General features: G+C 54.4%; 22 protein-coding genes and 2 pseudogenes. 6 read left to right on the top strand and 18 right to left on the bottom strand.

All coding sequences use genetic code 11. From position 1 onward, the window contains the following. Positions 1 to 6: 6 nt before the first annotated feature. From AC3WJN_RS03730 to AC3WJN_RS03690, 9 genes and pseudogenes are all read right to left on the bottom strand, one after another. Positions 7 to 1281 (bottom strand): TRAP transporter large permease, encoded by a 1275-nt coding sequence (locus AC3WJN_RS03730; RefSeq protein ID WP_005835148.1) that lies wholly within the window; start codon positions 1279 to 1281, stop codon positions 7 to 9. A gap of 6 nt (positions 1282 to 1287) precedes the next feature. After that, on the bottom strand, positions 1288 to 1755 hold the full coding sequence (locus AC3WJN_RS03725) for a TRAP transporter small permease (protein ID WP_005835149.1): 468 nt from the start codon (positions 1753 to 1755) through the stop codon (positions 1288 to 1290). A gap of 63 nt (positions 1756 to 1818) precedes the next feature. Continuing rightward, positions 1819 to 2889, bottom strand: coding sequence for a TRAP transporter substrate-binding protein (locus AC3WJN_RS03720; RefSeq protein WP_005835150.1), 1071 nt, complete (start codon positions 2887 to 2889; stop codon positions 1819 to 1821). Between the two features lie 78 nt (positions 2890 to 2967). After that, positions 2968 to 3738: an SDR family oxidoreductase gene (locus AC3WJN_RS03715; protein ID WP_005835152.1), complete on the bottom strand. Its 771-nt coding sequence runs from the start codon at positions 3736 to 3738 to the stop codon at positions 2968 to 2970. Continuing rightward, on the bottom strand, positions 3735 to 5159 hold the full coding sequence (locus tag AC3WJN_RS03710) for an aldehyde dehydrogenase family protein (RefSeq protein ID WP_007779291.1): 1425 nt from the start codon (positions 5157 to 5159) through the stop codon (positions 3735 to 3737). Before AC3WJN_RS03710 ends, AC3WJN_RS03715 begins: the two co-directional genes overlap by 4 nt. 21 nt (positions 5160 to 5180) lie before the next feature. Beyond that, positions 5181 to 6257: a tartrate dehydrogenase gene (locus tag AC3WJN_RS03705; RefSeq protein WP_007779288.1), complete on the bottom strand. Its 1077-nt coding sequence runs from the start codon at positions 6255 to 6257 to the stop codon at positions 5181 to 5183. Positions 6258 to 6450: 193 nt separating this feature from the next. Beyond that, on the bottom strand, positions 6451 to 8313 hold the full coding sequence (locus AC3WJN_RS03700) for a sigma-54 interaction domain-containing protein (protein WP_005835155.1): 1863 nt from the start codon (positions 8311 to 8313) through the stop codon (positions 6451 to 6453). Beyond that, on the bottom strand, positions 8310 to 10085 hold the full coding sequence (locus tag AC3WJN_RS03695) for a sigma-54-dependent Fis family transcriptional regulator (protein ID WP_035316868.1): 1776 nt from the start codon (positions 10083 to 10085) through the stop codon (positions 8310 to 8312). The genes AC3WJN_RS03700 and AC3WJN_RS03695 overlap by 4 nt, the downstream gene beginning before the upstream one ends. A 208-nt stretch (positions 10086 to 10293) precedes the next feature. Further along, a pseudogene (locus AC3WJN_RS03690) lies at positions 10294 to 10650 on the bottom strand (RNA-guided endonuclease TnpB family protein); the annotation flags it as partial. A 136-nt stretch (positions 10651 to 10786) separates the two neighbouring features. Between AC3WJN_RS03690 and AC3WJN_RS03685 the strand changes: the two are divergent. The 4 genes from AC3WJN_RS03685 to AC3WJN_RS03670 all read left to right on the top strand — a co-directional run bounded on the left by AC3WJN_RS03685 (position 10787) and on the right by AC3WJN_RS03670 (position 14465). Further along, the gene (locus AC3WJN_RS03685; RefSeq protein ID WP_005835158.1) at positions 10787 to 11173 is read left to right on the top strand and encodes a hypothetical protein; all 387 of its coding nucleotides are present in this window, start codon (positions 10787 to 10789) and stop codon (positions 11171 to 11173) included. A 413-nt stretch (positions 11174 to 11586) separates the two neighbouring features. Next, positions 11587 to 11859, top strand: coding sequence for a hypothetical protein (locus AC3WJN_RS03680; RefSeq protein ID WP_005835159.1), 273 nt, complete (start codon positions 11587 to 11589; stop codon positions 11857 to 11859). A gap of 740 nt (positions 11860 to 12599) precedes the next feature. Beyond that, the gene (gene adh / locus AC3WJN_RS03675) at positions 12600 to 14120 is read left to right on the top strand and encodes an aldehyde dehydrogenase (RefSeq protein WP_007779273.1); all 1521 of its coding nucleotides are present in this window, start codon (positions 12600 to 12602) and stop codon (positions 14118 to 14120) included. 3 nt (positions 14121 to 14123) lie between these two features. Further along, on the top strand, positions 14124 to 14465 hold the full coding sequence (locus AC3WJN_RS03670) for a DUF779 domain-containing protein (protein WP_005835162.1): 342 nt from the start codon (positions 14124 to 14126) through the stop codon (positions 14463 to 14465). 72 nt (positions 14466 to 14537) lie between these two features. Here the strand turns inward: AC3WJN_RS03670 and AC3WJN_RS03665 are convergent, their stop codons facing one another. After that, positions 14538 to 16160, bottom strand: a complete 1623-nt coding sequence (locus AC3WJN_RS03665) for a DEAD/DEAH box helicase (protein WP_007778419.1) — start codon at positions 16158 to 16160, stop codon at positions 14538 to 14540. A gap of 27 nt (positions 16161 to 16187) precedes the next feature. Beyond that, on the bottom strand, positions 16188 to 16811 hold the full coding sequence (locus AC3WJN_RS03660) for a class I SAM-dependent methyltransferase (RefSeq protein ID WP_005835165.1): 624 nt from the start codon (positions 16809 to 16811) through the stop codon (positions 16188 to 16190). A gap of 153 nt (positions 16812 to 16964) precedes the next feature. Between AC3WJN_RS03660 and AC3WJN_RS03655 the strand changes: the two genes are divergently transcribed. Both AC3WJN_RS03655 and AC3WJN_RS03650 read left to right on the top strand, forming a co-directional pair. Further along, entirely contained in the window at positions 16965 to 17657 is a 693-nt protein-coding gene (locus AC3WJN_RS03655) for a response regulator transcription factor (RefSeq protein WP_005835167.1), read from the top strand. Beyond that, positions 17635 to 19824, top strand: coding sequence for a sensor histidine kinase (locus AC3WJN_RS03650; protein ID WP_448793031.1), 2190 nt, complete (start codon positions 17635 to 17637; stop codon positions 19822 to 19824). The genes AC3WJN_RS03655 and AC3WJN_RS03650 overlap by 23 nt, the downstream gene beginning before the upstream one ends. Positions 19825 to 19972: 148 nt before the next feature. Here AC3WJN_RS03650 and AC3WJN_RS03645 read toward each other — a convergent pair whose 3' ends face one another. The 7 genes and pseudogenes from AC3WJN_RS03645 to AC3WJN_RS03615 all read right to left on the bottom strand — a co-directional run bounded on the left by AC3WJN_RS03645 (position 19973) and on the right by AC3WJN_RS03615 (position 24856). Beyond that, positions 19973 to 20236: an HPr family phosphocarrier protein gene (locus AC3WJN_RS03645; RefSeq protein ID WP_005835170.1), complete on the bottom strand. Its 264-nt coding sequence runs from the start codon at positions 20234 to 20236 to the stop codon at positions 19973 to 19975. A gap of 20 nt (positions 20237 to 20256) precedes the next feature. Further along, positions 20257 to 20634 (bottom strand): HAD-IIB family hydrolase, encoded by a 378-nt coding sequence (locus AC3WJN_RS03640; RefSeq protein WP_007778407.1) that lies wholly within the window; start codon positions 20632 to 20634, stop codon positions 20257 to 20259. A 135-nt stretch (positions 20635 to 20769) separates the two neighbouring features. Further along, on the bottom strand, positions 20770 to 22092 hold the full coding sequence (locus tag AC3WJN_RS03635; protein WP_007778404.1) for a 6-phospho-beta-glucosidase: 1323 nt from the start codon (positions 22090 to 22092) through the stop codon (positions 20770 to 20772). Beyond that, entirely contained in the window at positions 22089 to 22415 is a 327-nt protein-coding gene (locus AC3WJN_RS03630) for a PTS sugar transporter subunit IIA (protein WP_005835173.1), read from the bottom strand. The genes AC3WJN_RS03635 and AC3WJN_RS03630 overlap by 4 nt, the downstream gene beginning before the upstream one ends. 12 nt (positions 22416 to 22427) lie before the next feature. Beyond that, positions 22428 to 23174, bottom strand: a complete 747-nt coding sequence (chbG, locus tag AC3WJN_RS03625; protein ID WP_007778400.1) for a chitin disaccharide deacetylase — start codon at positions 23172 to 23174, stop codon at positions 22428 to 22430. Between the two features lie 22 nt (positions 23175 to 23196). After that, positions 23197 to 24541, bottom strand: a pseudogene (gene celB / locus AC3WJN_RS03620) (PTS cellobiose transporter subunit IIC). Positions 24542 to 24553: 12 nt separating this feature from the next. Continuing rightward, positions 24554 to 24856 carry a PTS sugar transporter subunit IIB gene (locus AC3WJN_RS03615; RefSeq protein ID WP_005835177.1) on the bottom strand — a complete coding sequence of 101 codons (303 nt, stop codon included), beginning with the start codon at positions 24854 to 24856 and terminating at the stop codon, positions 24554 to 24556. Positions 24857 to 24882: the final 26 nt, after the last annotated feature.

The following is a 24882-nucleotide window of genomic DNA, read 5'->3' as shown; positions in this document are numbered from 1 at the left end:
CCTTCGCTACTTGCTCAGATTGACGAGGAACAGGCTGATTTCCGGAATGTACGTAATCAGCATCAAATCTACACATAACAGGATCAGAAACGGAATGGCTGCCTTCTCAATTTCTGTATTCGACAGCTTGGCAATATTTCCCGCTACCAACAGATTAATTCCGACCGGAGGAGTCAACATGCCAATGGCCGAGTTGACGACCATGATAACGCCGAACAGGACGGGATCAATCCCCAGTGTGTGAATGATCGGCAACAGAATCGGAGTCAGGAGAATGATGGTCACTGCCGTCTCCATGAACGTACCGAGAATCAGGAGCAGTATATTGATAATCAACAGCGTAATGATCGTGCTATCCGTAATCCCCAGCATGAACTGCGCGATCTCCTGGGGAATGTTTTCTCTCGTCATCAAAAACCCGAACGCGTTGGCGGTCGCAATAATCAGCATGATGACAGCCGTCATGCTGGCTGCGCTGTTGAAAATTTCGCCCAGGTCCCGCCACTTGATCTCCCGGTAAACGAACAGGCCGACGACAAGCCCGTACACGACCGCCACGACCGCAGCTTCCGTCGATGTAAAGACGCCGCCGTAAATCCCGCCCAGAATAATGACTGGCATGAGAATCGCCAAAATCGCATCTTTGAACGCCTGCCAGATTTCTTTTGCCGAATGCTTTTCTCCGCCGCCCCAGCCCTGCTTTTTGCTGACCCAGTACGCGTAGATGATGAGCGAGATCGCGACAAGAATGCCCGGGCCGATGCCCGCGATGAACAGATCGTTAATCGACGTGCTCGCTGCCACTCCGTACAGCACCATCGGCACGCTGGGAGGAATCATGACGCCAATCGTTCCGCCTGCTGCGTGCAGCGCCGAGGAAAAGCGCACATCGTACCCTTTTTTAACCATGTGCGGAATCAGAATGCCCCCTACAGCAGCCGTCGTCGCAGCCGACGAGCCCGAGATCGCGGCGAAAAAGGTGCACCCGAGAACCGCCACGATAGCCAGTCCGCCGGGCAAATTGCCGACGATCGTATTGGCAAAGCGAATCAGCCTTGCCGAGATCCCGCCCGTTTCCATCAGCTTGCCCGCCAGCAGAAAAAACGGAATCGCCATGAGCGGGAACGAATCAGTTCCGTTAAACATTTTTTGAATGACGACCAAAAGCGGAATATTTCCTTCGACTATAAAGGCCACGACTACCGACAGCCCCAACGCAACCGCAATCGGGACGTTAATGATTAAAAGCACAAGCAGCGTCAAAAACAATATCGTGCCCACGATGGCTCACTCCTTCCCGGTAATGTCTTTCCATGTCACATGAATCACGTTCATGATGAGCAGAACACCGCTGATAGGTATCACCATGTAGACATAGCCCATGGGAATGAGCAGGGTGGGTGATTTTTGAACCATGCTTCTGGCAGACAGCAGATAGCCTTGCTGAACCATCACGAGAAAAAAGAAAAGGCTGCACAGAGCCGCCACGATCAACACGACCTTATTCATGAATGGCGACAAATGCTTTTGGATGTATTCGGTACCGATATGGGCCTTGATCGCCATGGCATAAGCGGAGCCGAGAAAAGTAATCCAGATCAAAAGATAGCGCGCCAGCTCCTCTGTCCAGGCCAGCGGCTGGTCAAGGAAAAAGCGGAAAAGGACTTGCAGGAAGACGGCGACGACCATCACGGCCAGCAAGGCAATAATGACGAGACGCAGAGCGCTGTTTAGTTTGGATATGAGATTGCTCACACAGTTTCTCCTTTCGCGGAAAAGGGGGGAGAAAAGCCGCCTGGCCCCTCTCCCTTTTGCCGTTTATTTCGTGTTGACGATTTCATCCACCAGCTCTTTGCCAAACTGGTCGGAAAACTTGTCGTACACAGGCTTCATGGCCTCGCGGAAAGCCTGCTTGTCGACGTCCTCTGTCACGACAACCCCTTTTGCCTTGAGGTTGGCAATCGCTTCTTCCTCCATCTTAATCATCAGCTCACGCTCGTACTGCCCGGCTTTTTTCGCTTCTTCCGCAATCAGTTGCTGAACGTCTGCGGGAAGTTTGTCCCACACCGGCTTGCTGAACAAAATCATCGCCGCGGAGTACACGTGCCCGGTCAGCGACATGTGCGTTTGCTTCGAATCGTACAGCTTGTAGGTCTGTGCGACGATCGCCGGATTTTCCTGCGCGTCTACCACTCCTTGCTGCAAAGCGGTCAACGCCTCTGTCCATGCCATCGGCGTCGGCTTGGCGCCCAGCGTCTCGAAGGCAGCGAGGTGAATCGGATTTTCCTGGGTGCGAATCTTCATGCCGGAGACGTCCTCCGGCTTCTTGATGTCTTTCGTTCCGTTCGTGATGTGGCGGAAACCGTTTTCAGCCCAAGCCAGGCCAACGAGGTTGGCGCTTTCCAAGTTTTTCAGCATCTCTTCTCCGACTTTTCCATCGAGCACCTTGTACGCTTGCTCGCGGCTCTCAAACAGGAAAGGCAGGTCGAGCACGCCCAGCTTGGCATAAAAATTCGTGACAGGCGCGGTTGACGTAATCGACATATCTGCCGTTCCAAACGTCAGTGCCTCTGTCAGCTCCCGCTCGGCCCCGAGTTGGCTCAATGGATACACCTCGATTTTCACTTTTCCGTTCGAACGCTTGTCTACATCCTCGGCCATCTTTTTCAGCGCCAGATGGTACGGGTGATCTTCGGTCAAGGAGTGCCCCGCCTTGAAGACATAGCTTTGCCCGTCGCTCGACGGCGCTCCCGTTTGCGCGGCTGGCTGTCCCCCGCCTTGTCCGGAAGGCTGGGCGGCCTGTTGACCGCCTCCGCCTCCGCATGCCGCCAGTAATAACGAAACAGACATGATGCCAGATAGCACGAAACTCCACTTCTTTCGAGACATATTGCAATACCCCCTATTTGTGTTTGTTTGTTTTTAATTTATTTAATAATATGAAAATTCCGCTCATTTGACTAGCTACTAGATTCCTCTTCCACCGTCCACATTCATGACCTCGCCCGTCACGATTTTCGACAGATCAGATGCCAGGTACAGGGCGGCTTGCGCGATATCCTCCGGCTGAATCAGCTCCCCCAGCGGAACGCTACTGATGAAAATATCTTTTTTCCCGGCTTCTACCTCTGCTTCGTCCCCGTTGATGAATTTGCCCAGCATCGGCGTCTCGGCCGGGCCCGGATTGATGACATTGACCCGGATGTGATGAGGGGCCAGCTCGATCGCCAAAGCCTTGCTCAGCATGATCGCCGCTCCTTTGGAGGCGCAGTAGGCGTTGAGGCCAGGCCGCGCGCGAATCCCGGCAATCGAGGCGATGTTGATGATGCTTCCTTTGTTTTTCGCTTTCATATGCGGAACCGCATGCCTGGTCGTCAAATAGATCGATTTGGTATTGACGGACATGATCCGATCCCATTGGGCGAGCGTCAGCTCCTCGATAGGGGTGAACGCCTGTGGCACTCCGGCGCAATTGACCAGCACATCGGGCGCTCCGTAGACATCGAGCGTTTCCCGGACGAGCGCGGCTACGCTCTCATCGTCAGCTACATCGGCTTGCACCGCGTGGCCGCTTCCTTCCGGCAATTCGGCGACCACCTGCAAAGCGGCTTCTTCGTTTAGATCAGCGAGGATGACATTGGCTCCTTCTGCGGCAAACAGCTTGGCGATCGCTTTTCCCATCCCTGACCCGGCACCTGTTACCAGCGCGGTTTTTCCTTGCAGCAGTTGTCCGTTCATAGATTAATCACCACCATTCTTTCGTCGGTCATTTCTTCTACGGCGTAGCGCGGGCCTTCCTTGCCCAGTCCGCTGTTTTTCACGCCGCCATACGGCATGACGTCGTTGCGGTAGGTCGAGACGTCGTTGATGACGACACCGCCGTATTCCAAGGTACGCGCCGCTTTCATCGCGACATTCAGATCGCGGGTGAAAATTCCCGCCTGCAAGCCGTACTCCGAATCGTTGGCCTGGGCAAAAGCGTCCTCCAGATCGCTGTACGGAATGATCGTCACGACAGGAGCAAACACTTCCCGGCACACGACCTTCATCTCCGGCTTCGTATTGACGAGCACCGCCGGATAGAAAAGAGCGCCTTCCCGTTTGACTGGCAAAAGCGACTGCGCCCCCTGGCTGATCGCTTCCTGCACCCATTCCTCCGTGCGTTTGGCTTCTTTTTCGCTAATCATCGGCCCTACGTCTGTTTCCGGGTCTTCCGGATTGCCTACTTTCAACTGCTTGACGTGCGCGATGTACAGCTCGCTGAACTTTTCCACCACGTCCTCGTGTACGTAAATGCGCTGCACGGCGATGCACGCCTGGCCTGCGTTATGAAAGCTGCGCGCGGCTGTCTGACGGGCCGCCAGCTCCAGGTCTGCATCGTGGTGTACGAGATTGGGCGAGTTGTTGCCAAGCTCCAGCGCCACTGGACGCATGCCGCTGCGCTCCTTGATATGGCGGCCCACCTCGCCCGACCCGGTGAAGGTGTACATGGCGATGCGTTCCTCATCCAGCAGCCATTCTCCCACCTCGCTGCCTGCGCCTGTCACGATGTTCACATACCCTTTGGGCAGGCCCGCTTCCTCCAATACGTCCAGCAAAAGAAAGGTCGCGATCGGCGTGACCGTCGCCGGCTTGACTACCAACGTATTTCCCGCGGCGAGCGCCGGAGCGATCTTGTGCGTGCTGAGCAAAAGCGGGTAGTTGAACGGAGTAATCGCTCCGATGACGCCTTTAGGTACGCGGATCGTAAAGCCCAGGCGATTTTCCGAGCCTTCCGTCGATTGCAGCGGAATCATTTCGCCGTGAATTTTTTTCGCTTCCTCCGCCGACAGGCGCAGCGTGTTGATCGTGCGATCCAGCTCGTTCTGCGCGTCCTTGCGCGTTTTCCCCACTTCGCGAATCAGCGACAGCTCCATTTCCTCGCGGCGCTCCTCCATCAGCGCGGAAGCCTTCAGCAAAATTTGATAGCGCTGAAACGGCGTCAGCTTATCCTGCTTGAACGTCTGCCAGGCCGCTTCTACCGCCGTCGTGACGTGCTGCTGTTCGGCGCGGGCGATATGCGCGATGCACTCGCCGCTGTATTTGTGAAAAACGGGAATGTAGCTCTCTGTTTTGATCCATTCTCCGCCGATGTACAGGTCATACGTTTTTGGTTCCATGCTCCTTTTCCTCCCTTGTTTTTATCTGGTTGCCAGGTAGATGTGCCGGACAAGCTCGTCTCCCACTTCCTTTGTCGTCGCCTTGCCCCCGAGGTCAGGCGTCAGCACCTTGCCCTCCTGCAGCACTTGTTCGATCGCGTTCATAATGACGGCGCTTGCATCCGGCAAGTCGAGGTGGTCCATCATCATGCTGAGGCTCCACACCTGTGCGATCGGGTTGGCGATGCCTTTTCCGGCGATATCGGGCGCAGAGCCATGAATCGGCTCAAACATGGACGGGTATTTGCGCTCGGGATTGATGTTCGCAGACGGTGCCAGCCCCAAGCCGCCGACAATCGCTGCCCCAAGGTCTGTCAAAATGTCTCCGAACAGGTTGCTGGCAACCACCACGTCAAACGTCTCCGGGCGCGTGATAAAGTAAGCGGCCAATGCGTCGATATGATACAGGTTGGTCTGAATGTCTGGGTGCTCCCGGCTGATTTCCTTGACGATCTCATCCCAGAAAGGCATGGAATGGTTGATGCCGTTGGACTTGGTCGCCGCCGTCACGCTCTTTTTCGGCCGCTTTTCCGCCAGCGCGTACGCGTATTTGAGAATGCGCTCGGTGCCGTAGCGAGTAAATACGTTGTTTTGCACCGCCATCTCGTACGGCGTCCCCTGGTGCATCCGCCCGCCCATGTTGGAATACTCGCCCTCTGTATTTTCCCGGACGACGACGAAGTCGAGATCGGCGTGCCCTTTGTAGCGCAGCGGGCTCTCCAACCCTTTGAGCAGCTTGACAGGCCGCAGGTTCACATACTGCTGGAAGGCACGGCGAATCGGCAAAATCAGCTCCCACACCGACACGTGATCCGGTACTTCCGGCGCCCCGACAGCTCCCAGCAAGATCAGATCGTAGTCCTTCAATGTATGTAGTCCATTTTCCGGCATCATCCTGCCATGCGTGAGGTAGTACTGGCAGTTCCAGTCCATGACGTCACGGGTAAAGCGAATCCCGCCGTGCGCTTCTTCCAGCGCCGCCAAAACCTTCAAGCCTTCGTCCATCACCTCTGGACCAATACCGTCTCCCGGAATGACTGCAATCGAATAGTGAAGCAATCGACTCCCCCCTAAATGATCTAAATTTTTTGACTATATGCACCAGATAGTAAATGCACGTTTGATGCCAAGCAGGCGCAATCGCGTTAACGCGGTAAAACGCTTACATTTTGTCTCGACTGTCCACGCCGTCTCGATGCTTCCTCCCTCATAAAACAACAAAGTGTTGCAACACAACGTTGCAACACTTTGCTCACTCCAGACGATACTGTTTCATTTTCCGCCACAGTGTAGTTCGATCCATGCCCAATGCCTTTGCCGCAAGAGTCTTGTTGTATCTCGTCTGCTGCAGCGCGCTGGCAATTTGCTGCGCTTCGGGGTTCCGCTCTGCTTCGCTTGCTTCCGGCGGCACGGGCAGCCTGCCGTCGTGCCCTCCCTTTTGCCTCGCGAACAAAAAGCCTGCGTCCTCCTTGCCGATTCTTCCCCCTTTTGCCAGCAGCACCATCCGCTCGACGACATTTCTCAGCTCCCGCACATTGCCGGGCCACGAGTAACTCTGAAACAGCGGGTAGATGTCTTCATCGACTTCCTTGATCTTTTTCTCGTGCTGCTCGTTCATCTCGCGAATCATGCTCTCGACCAGCAGCGGAATGTCGCTCAGGCGCTCCCGCAACGGAGGGACATCGAGCCTGAGCATGTTGATGCGGTAGTAGAGATCGGCGCGAAACTGCTCCTTCTCGATCTCCTTGGCCAGCTCGCGATTCGTCGCCGCGACAATCCGCACATCGACGGGAATCACTTTTTCGCCGCCGACGCGACGCACGCGCCTCTCCTGCAGGACGCGCAGCAAGAGCACCTGAATGCGCAGCGGCATCTCCCCGATCTCGTCCAAAAACAGCGTGCCTCCGTGCGCCAGCTCGAACAAGCCCGGCTTGCCGCCCTTTTTCGCCCCTGTAAAAGCGCCATCCTCGTAGCCGAACAGCTCGCTCTCCAGAAGCCCCTCCGGGAGCGCCGCACAGTTCACCGCCAAAAACGGCCCGACAGCTCGTCCGCTTTCCAGGTGGATGCCTTGGGCAAACAGCTCCTTGCCCGTTCCCGATTCCCCTGTAATCAGCACGGTCGCGTTCGTTTTCGCAAACAGCGCCGCCTGCTCCTTCGTTTCGAGGATGGCAGGCGAGGAGCCGACGATGCTGTCCAGGCGGTATCTGGCTGACAGTCCGTTGTCGTGCAGCTTTTTGCGCAGCGTCATCTCCATCTTCTGAATGTCGATGATTTCCTTGAAGTTGGACACCGCCCCCACAACCTGATCCTTGACGATCACCGGAATGCGATTGATGACGATGGAACGGTCGCGCACCGTCGCGATTTCGCCCAGCTCCTCCCTGCCCGTCTTCAGCACGCGCAGCATGTCAGAGTGCGGGATGTAGTCCGTGATCGGTTTGCCCAGCACATCTCCGGACAGCCCCAGCAGCATTTTGGCATGCTCGTTGACCAGCGTAATCTGGCTGTGCCGATCGACGGCGATCACCGCGTCATGAGCCGAGTTTACGACGGCTTCCATCTGATGCTTTTCGCGCAGCCGCTCCTTTGTGTAAGTGACCAGCGAGGCTGCCTGCTGCACCGCTTTGCGCAAGGTGGCGAGCGAAGGCTCGACGGGATGCCACTGCTGCGAGGCCGGGTGCAGCGCAAAAGCATGGCGGTTCCAGATCGGCACGAGATAGACAGCCTGCTCCTGCGGATACGCCAGCTCTTTTGCGCAGAGAAACGTGCAGTCTGGCTGCGGTTGCCCCTCTTCCAGAGCGTACTCCTGCTGCAACCAGCTTTTTTCTTTTTGCGTGGCGCACACCACGACGACCTTGTGGCCCCGCCCTTCATCCGGAAGCGTTGCGATAGCCCGGCGCACGTCATTCATGTCTATCGACAGGCTGACGACGGGCAACGAGAGCGCCTCCAGCTCCTCGCTGTATTTTTCTGTAGTGATGGCAACAAACGGGTTCATCATCTGGTCGAGAATGGATTTGATCGAGTAAAAATATCCGATGTTTTGCCCGCTGTTTTCCAGCAGCGCGGTCATTTTCCGCTCCAGCTCCTTATCCAGCCTGTACAGGGCGATCATGGTTCCTCCTGGTTGACGGGCGCTGTCAGATGGTATTCCGCCATTTTGCGGTACAAGGTGTTTCGCCCGATTTGCAGCAGCTTGGCGGCCCGGCTCACATTGCCTCCGCTCGAATCAAGCGCCCGCTTGATCGCCACAAGCTCGGTTTCCCGCAAGGATGGGACCGCATGCACAGGCTCCGCCTCTTCGGTCAAGCCTTCAAGCTGGATGTGCTCCTCGCCAATCTCCCCGCCGTCGGACAAAAAGGCAGCCTGCACCAGCACGCCCTGCAACTCGCGAACGTTGCCCGGCCAGGAGTAGGCGGCGAGCTTTGCTTTTGCCTCCGGGAGCAAGACGTATGGCTGTCCCATGGCGATTTGCTGCATCAAATGTTCGGCCAGTTGGACGATGTCGCTTCGCTTGCGCAGCGGCGGCAGGTGGATGGAGACGCTTTTGAGCCGGTAGTACAAATCCGCCCGAAAGCGCCCCGCCCTGATTTCCTCCGGCAAATTGCGGTGCGTGGCGGCGATGATCCGCGCATGAATCGGCCGCGACTGGTTGCTGCCTACAGGCGTGACGACCTTTTCCTGCAACACGCGCAGCAGAGCGGCCTGTCCGCGCAAAGACATGTCCCCGATCTCATCCAAAAAGATCGTCCCTTTCTTCGCCGCTTCAAACTTGCCGATTCTTCCTTCGCGATTGGCCCCGGTAAACGCCCCGCTTTCGTATCCGAACAATTCGCTTTCGATCAAATTTTCTGAAATCGCACTGCAGTTCACGGCGATAAAAGGCTCCTGCGCTCGCGGCCCTGTCTCGTGAACCATCTGTGCGAACAGCTCTTTTCCGGTGCCGCTCTCGCCGAGAATCAGCACGGGAAAATCAACCTGCGCCGCCTTTTGCCCGAGCATTTTCGCCTGCAAAAAGAGCGGGCACGATCCGGCGAGACGCGGAAACGGCTTGAGTGCAGGCATCGGCTTTTGGTTTGGGGCAGCCGCAGCGTTCCTGGAAGCACCGTCTGTTGCAGCTTGCGCCCCCCAGAAACGCTGGCGGTTATCCTGCACATCCCGTCCGGCGCGCTCCTGCTCCGGGGACAGCCGCGTTCCCAAAGCGTCTTTTCCCAGCCGCTGCTTGGCCAATTCGTTCAAGCCCACGATCCGCTCGTCCCTGTCGAGAGCTACGAGCGGCACTTTTCCCTGGCTGCTTTTCACGGCCGTGCTGCCGGGCAGGGCAATGACCCGCTCGGCGTTGGCATACAGAAAGCGATTTTGCAGGGCTTCCGCAATCATGCAGGCAATCGTCAAGGCAAACGGATGCGTGTACTCCTTGCGCGTGCTGATGTCGATGACGCCAAGCAGCTCGCCCGTCGGTGAAAAAATCGGCGCCGCCGAGCAGGAAAGAAAGCGGTTCTCCAAAAAGTAATGCTGGTCGCCCTGCACGGAGATCGGCTGCTGCGCGATCAGCGCCGTTCCTATCGCATTGGTTCCTTTGTAATCCTCCGTCCAGTTCGCCCCGATCTGCAGTTGCACCTTTTGCGCCTGATTGGCAAACACAGGGTCCCCGACGGTGTGAATGATATTGCCATCCCGATCCGACAGCAAAGCGATATGCTCTGTCGACAGCAAAAAAGGAGCAAGCTTGTTGAAGAGCGGGAGGCTTTCTTGAATCAGAGGGTGATTTTCCTGAATGATTTCTTTGATTCGTTTGCTGGAAATGATCTGGTCATTGGCTTTCTCCCAAGCTTTGAGGTTCGATTCCTGGCAGCGCTTCCAAGATTGCTGGACAATCGTTGACAACACTCTTCCCTCCCTCAAAAATCATTCTCTATCAGTATAGCATGATTGAGACTCCCACGGCTAAAGCCGCAAGCTGAAGCCTTTCGGTATCAGTGGGATTCTTGGGTGGATTCTTGGGTGGTAGTCGGAAGTACATTTCTGCTATCCGTAGTTCCCCCAAGTTCAGGGCTGTCTCATCAGCCCGTCCTAAGACAGTGCCTCTAGCATCTTAGGCTGACAGATTGTTACCATCTGTCACAGGTTGACGTATGATATTGATCGCTCCAACCCGATCACGATGCGTTTTGAATCCGCATGAACATTCGTATCTTCTGTCTTTCGCTTTATTCTTCTCCCCGCAGACAGGACAAGTTTGAGAAGTGTAGGCAGGATTGACCTCCACAACTTGTATGCCTACAAGGGTTGCTTTATTGGAGATGAATTGTTGAAGCTGATAGAACGTCCAACTATGCAGATTCTTGGCGTTTTTACGGCTTGTTCTTGCCGTCTTGCGAATATTCTCTAGTCGCTCAAGTTTGATGATCGACACGCCTTCCTGAATGGCTGTATGGACAATGTGACGACTAGCTAGTGATATGGTTGATGGATTATACAAATAATTCATATTAAACAGAACATAAAACAAAATATAAGAAAATATTTACAAATTTACCAATAAGCTATAATGTTGTTATATACCAAAAAATAGGAGTGATTGAACTGTGTTTAAGAAAAAATCAATTGCTATTTTATGCACATTAAGTCTACTGGCTATGTTGCCATCCCTTTCGTTTGCAAAAGAAGATTATAGTGAGTCACTGAAACTCCTTGGCGCCGAAGATCAAGAGGTCGTTGTAAACATCGCCGAAGAAGCCCAAGGCATGGTCACAAAAGAGCAAATCGAACAAATAGTAGAGCAAGCTGGAGATGCTAAAAGTATAACTATTCATAAAGTTGGTAAAAACACTGATGACAAAATAAAACCAATGTACCTATCTGATGTAGTTAAGCGGGTAGAAAGTTCCAATAACCCTACAGCAGCAGTGCAAATTATTTCTGTTCCAAAGGGAAGACAATTAAACTTACTACGACCCAAGCAAAGAAAGTAAATTCCTCAGCAAGAGTTAAAGCTAGTGTTTCTGTTGGGAATGGCCCAGCATCCGTCGGCGAAGAAGTAGAAAGCACTTTGACTACAGAGATATCGACAACATACACAACAGAAGAAACTTGGACTGGACCAGCCGAAAGTTCATCATATGTTTCAAGAATTTATTATTGGACAGGATTCTATGACAGAGGAACTTGGAAAGTAGATGAGATTAACTGGCTTACTGGAAAAGTAACTAATACGTATACTGGATCTTATACTGAACCTACCCATTATATTGAATGGTCTAGAGATTTCAAGTAATATACAATTATATGGAAGAGTAGCATAATGTTACTCTTCTTTAATTTTTTGTATAAATCCTTTTGCTTCTGTTTTGAATGAATGACTTGCTCTATACGAAGGAGGCTGTTTATGTCTAAGTTGCAAGGAGTTTTGTTGATCGTCTCGGCTTTTGTTGCTGGGTCTTTAACTTGGGCAATAATTTCTACGGCACAAACAAGTGAATCTCTACAGGACTACAGGGTCTTTTTTAGGGATGAGAACGGGAGTGGATTAGTCCACGTCACGACTACTGCTCAAGGTGACCTATGGATCTATAACGCAGGTGCTCAGGAGATCTACTACATAGATAATCCGAAAGAATCTAAACAGATTAACATCCTAAAGAAGAAAATCGAGCCCTAAGTATATAGAACAAATCATTCGGAATCCTGTACGCGATTCCGTTTTTTTCTTTATAGAAAAGCATATTCGGTTGGGAAAACTATTCATTCCGTCCCTTGTCCCCCCTTTTCTCCTATGAAGAATAGTAAGTTGATTGGTCCGGGACTAGTCAGTGGCGAAAGGACAAGAGTCTAACGTTAGCCTTTTTATATAGCGTTTACGAGAAAATGGACGGTTAGACAACGGCTTTACATGGATCGACTCGTTTGCCATAAGCTGCATGACTTGCCTCACTGGTTAGCTTAACGCATGGAACTACCTTTGTAGGTCATTCCGTTCTTTAGTCATTTGAAAGCGGAATTCAGCTCAGAAAATCAGTTTATTTTTTTTGCATTTAAAACAACATTAAAATTCAACAGAGCCAAATAACAAGAAAAGCACTCGCACAGGTCCTGTGTGTTTGCCCTGCCCATCCTATGAGGGGATGTTCGGGCAAAGCCGTCTTTCCTCCCACGCTGAAAACCGTAGGCTTTCAATAGGCGATTACTGCGAAGCCTCGCGCAAAAAGCAGATATTTGTCAGATGCTCCCAAAATTATTGCAAACTGTCCCAAAACGGAACAATGCCTGCTCCATTTTGGAACATTTTTGGCGTGTTTCGTCTGCGAAAACGCTGTCATTTCAAGCCTTCCGGCGTTTGGTACAGGATTTGCTTTTAGAGAAGGTTGTAAAGAAAAAGGTGATATAAGAGGAGGCGCTCGCATGATCTATGCTCAACCCGGCCAAGCCGGATCCAAGGTGACTTTCAAGACTCGCTACGACAACTACATTGGTGGCAATTGGGTACCGCCAGTGAAGGGTGAATATTTTGAAAACGTCTCTCCTGTAAACGGCAAGGTCTTTTGCGAGGTTGCCCGTTCGACGGCAGAAGACATCGAGCTCGCACTGGACGCCGCCCACGAGGCAAAAGCTGCTTGGGGACGCACCTCGGTTACACAACGCTCCAACATCCTCCTGAAAATCGCAGACCGCATGGAAGCCAACCTGGAGCTTTTGGCGACTGCCGAGACATGGGAAAACGGCAAGCCCGTCCGCGAGACGCTGGCTGCTGACATTCCGCTCGCTATCGACCATTTCCGTTACTTCGCCGGAGCTATCCGCGCACAAGAAAGCTCTCTCGCTGAGATCGACAACGACACGGTTGCTTATCACTTCCATGAGCCGCTCGGAGTCGTCGGACAGATCATTCCGTGGAACTTCCCGCTCCTGATGGCGACGTGGAAGCTGGCCCCGGCCCTGGCCGCAGGAAACTGCGTCGTGCTCAAGCCTGCCGAGCAAACACCTGCTTCGATCATGGTGCTGATGGAGCTGATTGGCGACTTGCTGCCTCCAGGCGTCGTCAACGTCGTAAACGGCTTCGGTCTGGAAGCGGGTAAACCGCTGGCATCGAGCAACCGCATCGCCAAAATCGCCTTTACGGGTGAGACGACAACCGGACGTCTCATCATGCAATACGCTTCCCAAAACATCATTCCGGTGACGCTGGAGCTGGGCGGAAAATCTCCGAACATCTTCTTCCCGGATGTGTGTGCAAAAGACGACGCGTTCCTCAACAAAGCCATCGAAGGCTTCGTGCTGTTTGCGCTCAACCAGGGCGAGGTTTGCACGTGCCCGTCCCGCGCCCTCATTCACGAAAGCATTTACGATCAATTCATGGAGCGCGCCCTGAAACGCGTTGCCAGCATCAAGCAGGGCAACCCGCTCGATACAGAAACAATGATCGGCGCCCAAGCTTCCCTGGAGCAAGTCGAAAAAATTCTCTCCTACCTCGACATCGGCAAGCAGGAAGGCGCAGATTGCCTGATCGGCGGCGCGCGTGCGCAGCTTGAGGGCGATCTCGAAGGCGGCTACTACATCCAGCCGACCGTGTTCAAGGGCCACAACAAAATGCGCATCTTCCAGGAAGAAATCTTTGGTCCGGTAGTCTCCGTGACGACCTTCAAAGACACGGAAGAAGCGCTCTCCATCGCCAACGACACCTTGTACGGTCTCGGCTCCGGCGTATGGACACGCGATATGAACACTGCCTACCGCATGGGCCGCGAAATCCAGGCTGGCCGCGTATGGACCAACTGCTACCACGCTTACCCTGCGCACGCTGCGTTCGGCGGATACAAAATGTCCGGTATCGGTCGCGAAACACACAAAATGATGCTCTCTCACTATCAGCAAACCAAAAACCTGCTGGTCAGCTACAGCGACCAGGCACTGGGCTTCTTTTGATCGATGAGCCAGCCTGAGAAAGTGCTCGCTACCGATGCTGCCCTGCAGTTGATCGAACGGCTGCGCGCCAAGCATGGCGACTTGATGTTTCACCAGTCAGGGGGCTGCTGCGACGGCAGCTCTCCCATGTGCTACCCGCTCGGCGAGTTTCTCGTCGGCGATCAGGATGTGCTCTTGGGTGAGATCGGCGGCTGCCCGTTTTACATGGGCAAAGCACAGTACGAGTATTGGAAGCATACCCAGCTCATTATTGATGTAGTCGAAGGCCGCGGCGGCATGTTCTCGCTTGAGGGGCCAGAAGGAGTGCGCTTCCTTACGCGTTCGCGCGTCTTTCCTGACAGCTAAATGCACAACAAAAGACCGTTCCTGCCTGTCTCACGGCCGGAACGGTCTTTCTTTTTCCCCGCTTTGCTTCACTCAGCGCTTCTTGGCCCTTCGAGCGGTGCTGCCGCGTTTTACTGGTGCCGGGCCTGGCCGTTTTCCTGATGTTTTTTTGCCGTCAAAACGTGCGCTTCCGCCTGCTGCCCGCTCGCTGCTCTGCCCTTGTTTCGTCGCACGCCCTGCTTTGCGCTGGTCATCCCGATCCGGTTTGGTCATGCGAGCGCCTTGCTGCTGGCGATCGTCACCGTGCCGCCCGCGTTTTCCGTTCCCTCGCTTCCCTTGGCTGGCCTGTTGCTTAGTCTCAGCTTTAGCTGGTCTGCTCGCACGATGCTCGTCCTCAGCCCGGGCTTGCCTGCCACTACGATGCTCGTCCCCAGCTCGGGCTGGTTTGCCGCCACGATCCCCGTCCCCAGCTCTGGCCGACCTGCCCCCGCGCTGCTCGCCTCTGCCTGCGCTCTCCTGCCCCTTATGCTGCTTCTTTTGCTGCCTCTTTTGCTGCTTACGCTCCTCGTGCTCCCCGAAATCCGCCGTCCGCTCACTCGCACGCCGCTCCAAAGTCATGGCGATCCCTTTTTCAATCTCTGCGAGCTGCGCCCGATCCTTCGCCGCCACCAATGTGTAGGCCACGCCCTTCTCCTTGGCCCGGCCCGTTCTGCCGATGCGGTGAATATAGCTGTCTACGTCCTCCGGGATGTCGTAGTTGAATACGTGTGTGACTCCCTCGACGTCAAGTCCGCGAGCCGCCACGTCCGTTGCGACGAGAAACTGGATTCTGGCTTCGCGGAAACGCTTCATCACGTCCTCGCGCTTCGCTTGTGACAAATCGCCGTGCAGTTCGTCAGAAATATAGCCGAACCCTTGCAGGGCGGCGTTCAGCGTGCTTGCCCTGCGCTTGGTCCGGCAAAAGATCACTGCCAAAAACGGGCGTTCCTCGTCAAGCAAGCTGCGCAAGGTAGACTGCTTCGCCCGGTCCGTTGTCTCCACGACGATCTGCCGGATATCCTCCAGCGTGATCCGCTTGCCTTGCACGTGAATATCCTCCGGGTTTTGCATGAACCGCTTGGCCAGCGCACGCACCTGTGGCGTCATCGTCGCGGAAAACAGCATGGTTTGCCGATCAGCAGGCGTCTGCGCGAGAATGTCCTCCACCTCGGGCAAAAAGCCCATGTGCAGCATCTGGTCCGCCTCATCCAGCACGAGCATGGAAACGGTCGACAAATCAATCGTTCCTCTTCTTATATGGTCCAGCAACCTGCCGGGAGTAGCGATCACGACCTGTTTTTTGCCCGCCAGCTTGCGCAGTTGCCGATCGACGTCTTGTCCGCCATATACGGCAAGCACATGCACCTCGTCCACGGCCGCCGTCAGCTTTTGCACCTCTGCCGTAATTTGCAGCGCAAGCTCCCGCGTAGGCGTGAGGATCAGCGCCTGAACGTCGTTTGTCTCGGGATCGACTTTCTCCAAAATCGGCAGGAGAAAAGCAAGCGTTTTGCCCGTCCCCGTCTGTGCCTGGGAAATCGCATCTTTGCCTGTCATGAGGACAGGAATTGCTTTTTCCTGGATCGGAGTCGGTTCCGCAATCCCGTTCGCCTGCAGAGCGTCTATCCATTCTTTTCGTATGCCCAATCTCAAAAAATCAGCCAGTTTCGCCATCTCCATTCATTACGTATCCAAAACCATACAGGATTATTTCGTACAAACCGCCATCCCGATAAAATAACGCACGCCGTCACGAGGCTTTTCAAACGTCGGCCCTCGCTGGTAGTAAATCTCCACCTGCGAAAACCGGACGAACAGCTCCTCAAACTCGGCGGGGGTCAATTGATGCACATGAAAAGGCTCGCTCGTCTGCATGCCTCTCCCTCTGCCAAACGGACTGGACAAGACCAGCGTTCCGCCCGGCTTCAGCATGCGGTACAGGTTGTTCATGAACAGCAGGTCGTCGGCGACGTGCTCAATCGTTTCAAAGCTCAAAATGGTATCAAACAAGCCCAGCTTCTCCGGGAGCAACGGATCGAGGGCATCGCCCTTTTGATACGTAATCTTTTGATGATGGTATTCCCGCTTCGCATAAGTGATCGTGTCGTCATCGTTGTCGACGCCGATCAGCTCGGTCAGCTCCCGCTTTCGATCCTTTGCCACCATGTGGCAGCCGTAACCCGTACCGCAGGCGATATCGAGCACTCTACCTTTGATATACGGCGTGGCAAAATAATAGCGGGCAATATGTTCCAGCAGCATGCCATTCGTCGGCTTCAGCAGCTTGGGGATAATCCTCTCCCCGGTCCATTCCAGCAAGGCCATCACCATTTTCTCGTTTTGACTTCCTCACATCTTACCTTATTTTCGGGCCAGATCCTATCTCGGGCGTATATTAAGAAATTTGTAAGAGATTTCTATGCTGTTTTGTCAAACCTGGGCGTTAAGATAGAACCATGAATGCATTCACAAGGTGGGAAAACAATGACGACTTATCACGTCCTCGTAGTCGACGACGAGGAAGAGATCCGAGACGCAATCGAAATTTACTTGAAAAACGAATCGTTAGTCGTGCATAAAGCAAGCAATGGCGTGGAAGCATTGGACGTTTTGGAGCGGGAAGAAATTCACCTCATTATTTTGGACATCATGATGCCGCAAATGGACGGGATTACGGCTACGTTTAAAATCCGCCAGGACAAAAACATCCCGATCATCATGCTTTCTGCCAAATCGGAGGATACGGACAAAATTTTGGGCTTGAACATCGGAGCCGACGACTATGTGACCAAGCCTTTTCATCCGCTGGAGCTGGTGGCCCGGGTCAAATCCCAACTGCGGCGCTACACCAACCTCGGCAACTACAAAACGACCGAGGATGAAATCCAGGTCCGCGGCTTGTCGTTGAACAAAAGCACGAAAACCGTCACTGTCGACGGCAACGAGGTGCGGCTGACAGCTACGGAGTACAAAATTTTGGAGCTGTTGATGGAAAACAAGGGCCGGGTCTTTTCCATCGAGGAAATTTACGAGCGCGTCTGGCGCGAACCGTATTTGAACGCGGAAAACACCGTTGCCGTCCACGTCCGACGCATTCGGGAAAAGATCGAGATCAACCCGAAGGAACCGAAATATTTGAAGGTGGTATGGGGAATTGGATACAAAATCGAAAAATAGCCGCTTTACGCTGCCTGCCCTGTTCGCCCTGGTAGTCAGCCTCTCGCTGCTGATGCTGACCGCAGCAGACGTTTACCAAAACCGCGAGTATTTGCAAAAAGACTCCTACTTCCAGAGCGAGAACTTCAACAGCGAAGTCAGGCTGTTCGTAGAGCTGGTGAAAGATGTTCATGTAGACTTCGCCGGCTACGAGCGCAAAACACCGGAAGAAAAGCTGGGCAAAGCGACAGTGGAGCAATTCCAGCGCGAGCGCGAGGATGCCTTGCGGGAAGTCAGGGAAAGACTGGAAAGTGAATACGCCCACGAGATCGAGAACGCCAGAAACGCCTCCGATACGAAGGAGCTTGACAGGCTCGTGACTGAACAAGCAGCCAGGCTGAAAAAGGCGCTCGAGAAAGAAACGGCCAACTGGGATCGACAGTTCCAACAGATGGTCGCGGAAAAGGACGCCGAGTACGAAGAGCGAAAAAACAGCCTTGCGCTGCGAACCGGCTCATTCAAATACTATGTCAGAGACAACAAGACGGGCAAAGTGTACACCAATATGTCCCACGAGCCTTCCGAAACAGAAGTGAGTAAAAACGCCCGCTATGCAATCCGTTTTCCGGAAAACTCCTATCAGAAATACGGAGAGTTTGCCGATATCAACCGTACTTATCAATTGAGTCAATGGAGCGGAATCTTTTACGTTCCGAAAAGCCCGGAAGGCTACAGCCAGATTCATGCCGATGCCGTCTATTTCGATTCCAAACGGGAGCGGCTGCTCGGAGAATGCGCCCTGCTCACGGTGACGCTGCTCGTGACTGCGCTGCTGCTCTGGTATTTGAAGCTAAGCCGCGCCGCCGCACAGCCGATTGTCGTCAAAAGCCTGGCACTGTTCCGGCGCATCCCGCTCGATATTCGGATTATCATGCTGCTCCCGATTGGGGTCGCGTACCTGGCTCTGATTTTCAATTTGCGCTTTTTCTTTTTCTTCTTGCCGATTGACGCCGAGCATTTCTTTACACTCGGGATCATCTCCCTGTTCACTGCCTATTTGCTGCTGCAAGCTCTGGAAGCATGGCATATGTACCTGCACCCGGGATCGCTTCGCGAGCAATGGCAAAGAAGCTTGTTCATCCGGCAAAAAGTGCTCTTGCGGGAAAGCTACACCAACCGAAGCCTGTTTTTCAAAGTCTCCCTGCTGTTCATTTTGACCGTTGGCTTTGGCATGAGCGTAGCGCTCGGCTTGGTCGCCATGGTAAAGGCCTCTGAGGAATTGTTCTCCCTCTCTTTTTTATACGGCTTGTTCTACCTGGCAACCGTCGTCCCTTACGTCCTGCGTCGCCTGGGGCTCATGAACCGCATCATGCTGGGAGCCTCCGAGATGTCAGCCGGAAATTTGGATGCAACGATTGAAAAGATTCGTAAAGGAAACCTCTCCAATCTCGCTCACTCGCTCAACAACATCAAGCTCGGATTAAAGAGTGCGATGGAGGAACAAATGAAGAGTGAGCGCATGAAATCGGAGCTGATTACCAATGTATCGCACGATTTGAAAACGCCGCTCACCTCGATTATCAACTATGTCGATCTGCTTAAACGGGAAAACCTGACAGCAGACGAGATCAAAAGCTATGTCGATGTATTGGACCGCAAAACGGCCCGCTTGCGGGTGCTCATCGACGACCTGTTTGACGCGGCGAAAATGTCCAGCGGAGCTGTAGAGCTGCACATCGAGCAGGTGAACGTAGCATCCCTGCTCAACCAGGCCATCGCGGAGTTCAGCGAAAAGATCGAGCAGTCGTCCCTCACCTTCCGCGTCAACGTCGAGCAGCCGAAAATCGTGGCACCGCTTGACGGAAAAAAGACGTGGCGCGTCTTCGAGAATTTGATTGGCAACGCCTTGAAATACTCCTTGCCCAACACGCGTGTCCTGATCGATCTGTACGAAAAGCCGGGAGAAGTCATCATGACGATCAAAAACGTCTCTGCCTACGAAATTGACTTCGACGCCCAAGAGCTTTTCGAGCGGTTCAAGCGTGCCGACCAATCGCGCAACACCGAAGGCTCCGGCCTCGGACTCGCGATTGCGAAAAGCATCGTCGAGCTGCAAGGCGGCCGCCTCTCCATCGAAATTGACGGCGATTACTTCAAGGTGATGGTCGTGTTTCGCAAAAACGCCTAGTGCCTGCCTGCCTTTTGTCGGGACCCTGTCGTCCCCAGCGCTGCACTGGCAAACCCGCATGCGAAGCATTGCCCGAAAATGACGAAAAGCCAATGCCCATTTGTTCGGGCACTGGCTTTTTTGATTTGCTCCTGCACTTTTAACGCTACTAGATGGCGAAATTTCGCTCAAACAACGACCGCAGAGCCGTTGCCGCCTCCTGTTCGTCGACGCCCTCCACCTCAAACGTCATCTCGTCCCCGGTCTTCACGCCCAGCGCCATGACGCTGAGAATGCTTTTGCCATTGGCCTGCTTGTCGTTGTAGATCATTTTGACTGACGAGCGGTATTGGTTGAGCAGGTTTACCAGGACAGAAGCCGGACGGGCATGAAGGCCGCCACTTACGGTAATTTCGACGCTAAAACGGACCATTGCACTCCTCCTTTTCTGCCTCATGCATCGTGTATGGTGAAAAACTTGCGGATGACAGCGGCCACGCCGTGCTGGTCGTTCGTGTCGGTCACGTAGCGGGCCAGCCGCTTCACATCGTCCGGGGCGTTGCCCATCGCCACGCCCATTCCGGCATATTGCAGCATTTCCGCATCGTTGTAGTTGTCGCCGACGGCTACGATTTCTTCCGGACCGATTCCCAGCTTTTCTGTCAGTACCGCGAGTCCGCTTGCTTTGGATACCCCTTCCGGCAAAATCTCCAGATTGCGCTCGCCGGATGCCGTCACTCTGATTTTTTCCAGACTGGCGCGTTCCAGCTCCCGCCTGGCCGCCGCGATTCGCTCCGCTTCTCCGGTAACGAATATTTTGGGGGCGCACACTTGCTTGGCCCGGACGTACTCCGCGAGCGCTGACGCCGGCTGGATTTTGAGCGGATACCGTTCCTGCTCAGGGCAAGCAGCTTGTATCTCATGCTCCTGCCCCGCCTGCTACGCCGTTCCACCAGTCTCCCACCTTCACGTCACCGGCTTGAAAAACTGCGGCAGATACTCCTTGTGCGCTTCCAGCATTTCATCGAGAATTTGCTTCGCGACCACGTCGGACGGCACCAGCGGGTTAATCGCCATCGCCAGCAGCGCCTTGTGGTAATCGCCCGTGACAGCCGCCTCCGCCGCTACCCGTTCGAACGACTTGATCTGCTGCACAAGCCCGCGCACAGGCACAGGCAAATCGCCTACGGCCAACGGAATCGGCCCTTCCTTCGTAATGACGCAGTTCACCTCGACAGCGGAATCGTCAGGAATGCTCGCAATCGCGCCATTGTTGCGGACGTTTACGGGCTGAATATCCCGGCGGTCGTTGTAAATCGAGTGGATCAGGTTGCAGGCCGCCTCGCTGTAGTACGCTCCCCCGCGCTTTTCCAACTGCGGCGGCTTGATGTTCAGGTCGGGATCTTCATAGAGCGCAAACAGCTCCGCTTCCACCCGCTTGACCACTTCTGCACGCGTGCCGTTTTTGCTCGCTTCTTCCTGCTCGTGCGCAAGCATGGTGCTGGTCTGATAGTAATAGCGATGGTACGGGCAAGGAAGAATGCCCAGCGCCTTGATGAAGTCTTTTTCCCAGCCGAGGTCGAGTATGTTTTGCATCGTGATTCCCGATTGCTCGCCCGTCAGCTTGTCGATTACTTGCGAAGTGACATTGTCGCCATCCACGTACACTCCAAGCCCGAACACCATATGGTTCAGCCCGGCAAAATCAATGTGCACCCGCGACTGCTCGACACCCAAAATCGTCGCGACGCCCATTTTCATCCCGATCGGAACATTGCACAGCCCGATGACCTTGCTGCGGTTCGCATGCCGGAGTACCGCCTCTGTCACCATGCCAGCCGGGTTGGTGAAGTTAATCAGCCAGGCATCCGGGCACAGCTCCTCCATGTCGCGGCAAATATCCATAATGACCGGAATCGTGCGCAATCCTTTGAACAGCCCGCCCGGACCGTTTGTCTCCTGCCCGATGACCCCGTACTTCAGCGGGATGCGCTCATCTTTAATCCGCGCGTCCAAAAGCCCCACGCGCATTTGTGTCGTGACAAAATCGGCTCCCGCCAGCGCTTTGCGCCGATCCAGCGTCAGGTGCACCTGAATCGGCACCCCGGCCTTTTCCACCATGCGCTTTGCCAGCGCCCCGACGATTTGCAGCTTTTTCTCCCCCTCGGGAATGTCCACGAGCCACAGCTCGCGCACGGGCAGCTCGTCGTACCGTTTGATGAAGCCCTCTACCAGCTCCGGCGTATAGCTCGATCCTCCGCCAATCGTAACGATTTTGATTCCGCTCACACTCCTGCCTCCTTCCCTGCGTGGACATGGCTGTACAGCTCGACAAACTCGCTGGCCAAATCTTTGATCGTCATCGCATTCATCAGATGATCCTGCGCGTGGATCAACAGCATGCTGATCTCAGGCTTCTCTCCCGCGATTTCCTTTTGAATAAAAGCGGTTTGATGATGATGGGCCCGGCTCAGCTCTTCGCCAGCTCGCCTCAGCGCATCCTGTGCGCCTGCCATGTCTTTGTTTTTCGCCAGGGCGATTGCTTCCATCGCCAGGCTTCTCGCGTTTCCTCCGTGCAAAATCAACTGAAAAATAACGTCTGTATGGTCCACATCAATCTCCACCTATCCGAGTTCTTTATAAGTTACCAGCCGTACATTGCGCTTTTGCACGTACTCCTTTATCTCTTGTGCGGTCAAAATGTGCAGCTCCCGCGCGCGTTGCAGCGTGTACGAGCTGCCTGTCAACACCTCTTCGTCCAAATACGCCGGATGTGTCATTATCTCCGCCACATCGCAGTCCGCAAGCTCCTCCACCACGTCGATAAACGACTGCGTAGTCAGGCCGTCTCCGTAAAACCGTTCGGAAAAGCCTTCTGTCGTCATCACCTCCGGATGCTCTGCCCGCGCTTCGGGCGAAAACGACCACGGATACCGAACCGGAACCTGGTATTCTTTTGCCAGGCCAAGCACAATCGGCAAGACCGCGGCATGGGCATGAACGTGGTGATGGCTGTCGATATGCGTCAAAGCAAGACCTGTTTGCAAATACTTTTCCAGTTGGCTGCGCAGCTCCCTTTCCACTTCCTCCGGCGACGCCAGGCTCAAATAATCGTGTCCGCGCCGAAAGCGCCCGTGCTCATCTGTCAGCGACGGCACGTTTTGGCTGACCGGGAAGCCGCAAGTGAGCACCAGATGGATGCCTACCCCGAGCGTGGGCGTCTTTTTGGCAAGCTGAACCGCATGCTCGAACCCGTTCATGTTGACCATGGCCGTCGCAGAGGTGACGACACCCGCCCGATGCGCCTCGATGATCCCCAGATTCACCCCTTTGGAATACCCGAAGTCATCTGCATTCACAATCAGCTTCATATCATGCCTCTCCTCCGGGAAATTACATATTTACGACTTTGTCGGGAGCGGCATGCGCCTGTTCCTCGTTCAACTTTTGCTTATCCCACAGACGGAAGAACGGGTAGTAGATCAACAGCGAGATGACGAAGTTCACGAGTTGGAGCACGCTGCCCGAAAGCTTCCCGCCAGTAGCCAAATATCCGCTGATAATGACCGGAGTCGTCCACGGTACAGCGACACCGCTCGGCTTTGCTACCCATCCCAGCGACATCGCCACATAGCTGACAATGACCAGCACGACTGGGGCGAGGATAAACGGAATAATCAAAAGCGGGTTCATGACGATCGGCATGCCGAAGGTGACAGGCTCGTTGATGTTGAACAGGCCAGGGCCGATGGAGAGCCGACTGATGTTTTTCATCTGCTCGCTGCGCGCCCGAAACAGCATCAGGACGACGAGCGCCAGCGTCGCGCCGGAACCGCCCGCATAAATCCACAGGTCGAAAAACTGGGTGGTAATCACGTTGGGCAGTTCGGCATTCGGATTCGCCTGGAACGCCGCCCGGTTTTGGTCCATCAAGGTGAGCCAGATCGGGCTCATGATACCGCCGACAATCGCCGCTCCGTGCAGGCCGAGCGACCAAAGCAGTTGGACGAGCAGCACGCAGACAATCGCTCCGATCAGACTGCTGCCGAGCGCGCTCAGCGGACCGACCAGCAAGTCAGACACGATGTTGTGGATGCTTTCAAACGAGGTGTTTTCAATCAGAATGCGCAGCAACCAGACGACCAGCAGCACGGCCGAAGCGGGAATCAGCGCCACGAAAGAACGGGAGACAGCAGGCGGAACCCCGTCCGGCATTGTGATGACGATTTTCTTTTGAATGATTTTGCGGTAAATCTCCGTGGACAACACGGCCAAAAGCATCGCTACGAACAGCCCTTGGCTTCCCATCAAGGCGACAGGAATGACTCCGCCTACCTCTTGCGCTGCCGTTGCACCTTCCGGGGGTGAACATCGTCTTGTAAGGGGTCGCGAGCAAAAAGGAAGCGACCGAGATCGCACCTGCTGACAGCGGATCGACCTTGTACTTTTCCGCCAATCGGTACGCCACCCCGAAGCTGACGATCAGCGCCATGATGTCAAACGTCGCGTTCACCGGATACAACAGCTTGGTCAGCCATTGATCGCCGAAGATTCCGCTCATGAACTCGCTGTAACCAGGGATAGGAATAAAACCGATGATGAGGAAAAGAGAGCCGATAATGAGCAAAGGCATGGTAAGAATGATTCCGTCGCGAATCGCCTGCAAATGCTTCTGCTCCGCGATCCTGCCCGCGACAGGCATCACGCGGTCTTCCAGAAAAGAAATAAACCCTGCCATACGCATCCCCCTCTACTGTTTTAGACGAAGCGCAAATTCCAGCACGTTTTTCCCGTTCAGGGAGCCGTAGTCAACCGTGCTAATCACATCGACCGGAATCCCTCTCGCCGCCCCTTCTTTTTTCATTTCCGCCAGCTTGTAGCGGACTTGCGGGCCCAGCAGAAGCACCTGTGCCTGGTCAATATGGTGCTTCACCTCATCTGCCGACACCGCCCAGATTTTCGCTTCCAGCCCTTTTTCCCGTGCCGCCTGCTCCATTTTTTGCACGAGCAGACTCGTTGACATCCCCGCTGCGCAGCATAGCAAAATATTCAATCCAGCTTCCTCCCCTCAGTTGGTTA

The sequence above is a fragment of the Brevibacillus sp. FW306-2-1A-C05A genome, assembly GCF_058781555.1.
This window is presented reverse-complemented; position numbering and strand designations above follow the sequence as displayed.